Source organism: Geminisphaera colitermitum TAV2, assembly GCF_000171235.2.
GTDB lineage: Bacteria > Verrucomicrobiota > Verrucomicrobiia > Opitutales > Opitutaceae > Geminisphaera > Geminisphaera colitermitum.
This window is the reverse complement of the sequence record NZ_ABEA03000063.1, coordinates 1-2,785: the sequence shown is the minus strand read 5'-3', so window position 1 is coordinate 2,785 and position 2,785 is coordinate 1. Positions and strand designations below refer to the sequence as shown.

At 63.1% G+C, this 2,785-nt stretch carries 2 protein-coding genes; both read right to left on the bottom strand.

The window, feature by feature from the left end:
• Positions 1-151 precede the first annotated feature (151 nt).
• Positions 152-520, bottom strand: coding sequence for a ribosome-binding factor A (locus tag OBACDRAFT_RS07215; RefSeq protein ID WP_043584206.1), 369 nt, complete (start codon positions 518-520; stop codon positions 152-154).
• A 104-nt stretch (positions 521-624) separates the two neighbouring features.
• On the bottom strand, positions 625-2,785 hold a 2,161-nt coding region (infB, locus tag OBACDRAFT_RS07210; protein WP_043584205.1), incomplete at its 5' end, for a translation initiation factor IF-2.

Sequence of the window (2,785 nt, the reverse complement as noted above, 5' to 3'; positions counted from 1 at the left end):
GTCGAGGTCGGCGAGGAGGGCAGGGAGGAGCGGGGAAAGGCGCGGGAAGTGCATGGGGTTGGGAAGTAGGATCGGATGGATGGATGGTGAAATGTGGCGCGGGCGTCCCGCCCGCTTCGGAACAGATTGCGGGCGGGACGCCCGCGCCACTTTACTCGGCGGGCGGCGGGGTTTTGGATTTTTCCTCCCCGGCGATCTGGTCGAGGAGGTCGAGGATGCGGTTGCCGCGGTCGGTGGCGATGTCGAGTTGGTAGGTGAGCACGGGCATGTGCTTGAGCACGATGGTGCGGCCGAGTTCGAAGCGGAGTTCTTGCGCGTGCTTGCGCAGCCAGCGGAGTTTTTGTTGCGCAAAGTCGGCGTCGCCCGTGACAGAGACAAAGACTTTGCCTTCGCGGGTGTCGGGCGTGACCGAGACGCCCGATATGGTGATGAGCGCGGCCTCCTCTTGATAGCGTTTGCGAAGGATGCCGCTTAGCTCGCGCTGGATGAGTTCGTTGACGCGGAGTTGGCGGGTGGACATGGCAGGAAAAAGCTAAAAAACTAAAATGCTAAAAAGCTAAAATTAAAGTGCTGAAATGGGAGTGCCGGTTCTTTCAGATTTTAGCTTTTTAGTTTTTCAGCTTTTCACAAGGAGGCCCTGACTTTCTGGATTTCGTAAACTTCGATGACGTCGCCGATTTCGTAGCCGCTGAAGTCGTCGAGTTTGATGCCGCATTCGAGGCCGGCGCGGACTTCGTTGGCGTCGTCCTTGAAGCGCTTGAGCATGGCGACTTTGCCTTCGTAAACGACGTCCTTTTTGCGGCGGACGCGGGCGGAGGCGTTGCGGGTGATTTTGCCTTCGGTGACGAGGCAGCCGGCAACAAAGCCTTTGGCGAGCGGGAAGGTGGCGCGGATTTCGGCGGCACCGAGCTTGGCTTCCTTGAGGTCGGGTTCGAGGAGGTCGGCCATCATGTCGCGCACTTTGTCGGCGAGTTCGTAGATGATGCCGTAGGTCTCGATGCGCACGTTGTGGTGCTTGGCGAGCGAGGTGACGCCGTTTTCGAGCTTGGTGTTGAAGCCGATGATGACGGCGCCGGCTGCGCTGGCCATGAGAACGTCGGTCTTGGAAATGAGGCCGACTTCGTCGGCCACGATTTCAAGGGAGGCCTTGGTGGTCTTGATGTTTTCGAGAACGTTGCGGACGGCCTCGGTGGAGCCGAAGACGTCGGTCTTGATGATGACCTTAAGAACCTTCTCCTGCGTGGCGGCGATGTTCTGGAAGAGGCTGTCGAGCGACACGTCCTTGGGGGCGGCATCGGCACGGGAGGTGGACTGGCGAATGCGGTGTTGCTCCTCTTCGGCGAGCTTTTCGGCTTCGCGGGCGTTTTTTACGGACTTGAAGGCGGCGCCGCTGTCCGGGGCACCGCTCCAGCCGATGACGCGGACGGGGGTGGAGGGGGGGGCTTCTTTGATGTTTTTGCCCTGATCGTCGAACATGGCGCGGACTTTGGCCCAAACGGGACCGCAGATGAGCGAGTCGCCGATTTTGAGGGTGCCGCGTTGGATGATAACGGTGGCGAGGGGGCCGCGTCCGATGTCGATCTGGGACTCGATGACGACGCCGCTGGCCTCGGCTTTGGGGTTGGCCTTGAGTTCGAGGACTTCGGCCTGGAGGAGGATCATGTCGAGCAGGTCGGAGATGCCGGTGCCTTTGATCGCGGAAACGGGGACGGTGATGGTCTCGCCTCCCCAGTCTTCGGGGGCGATGTTGCGCTCCTGCATCATCTGTTTGACGCGTTCGATGTTGGCGCCCTTCACGTCCATCTTGTTGATGGCGACCATGAGGGAGACGCCGGCGTCTTGGGCGTGTTTGAGGGCTTCGTCGGTCTGGGGCATGAAGCCGTCGTCGGCGGCGACAACGAGGACGGCGATGTCGGTGACAGCAGCGCCGCGGGCGCGCATTTTCTGGAAGGCGGCGTGGCCGGGGGTGTCGAGGAAGGTGACTTTTTTGTCGGCGTGCTCGATCTGGTAGGCGCCGATGTGCTGGGTGATGCCGCCAGCTTCGCCTTTGGCGACGTCGGCCTTGCGGATGGCGTCGAGGAGGGAGGTTTTGCCGTGGTCAACGTGTCCGAGGATACAGACGACGGGGGGACGGGGGGCGAGGTTGGCAAGTTCGCGTTCCTGGGCTTCCTTGGCGCGCTTTTTCTTCTCGGCTTCCTTGTCCTTGGGGGTGATGGGGGGCTGGGTTTCGCCGCGGTGCTTGATTTCGAGGAGGAAGCCGTGTTTCTCGGCAACTTTGACGGCAACCCCGTCTTCGATGGTTTGGTTCATCGAAGCGAAGATGCCCATCTCCATGAGTTCGGAGATGAGTTTGAAGGGTTTGAGGCCGAGCGCGGTGGCGAAGTCGCGGACGATGATCGGCGGCTTGAGGTGGATGATCTTGATGTCGCCTTCGGTGGTGACAGTGGCTGTCTGCGAGGGGGGCGCGGCGGGGATTGGCGGCGTGGTGGGCGCAGAGCTGAGGGGCGGCGGTGTCCGGGGTCCGCTGGGGCGCGAGATGGGCGCGGGCGGTGGAGGCGGCGCAGAATGGACCGCAGACGTGGCGGGCGCGGGAGGAGGCGGGGGTGCCGAGATGGAGGCGGGTGCGGCGGAGACCGGTGCGCGAGGCGGGGCGGGTGGCGCGGGCGGCGTGCTGACGGGAGCAGGGACCGGGCGGGGCTTGATGCCGGGGCTGCTGATCGAGGGGGCGGCGGATGCCTGGCCAGTGGGGGAGGGACGCGATGCCGAGGCGGCTGTGGTCGCCAGA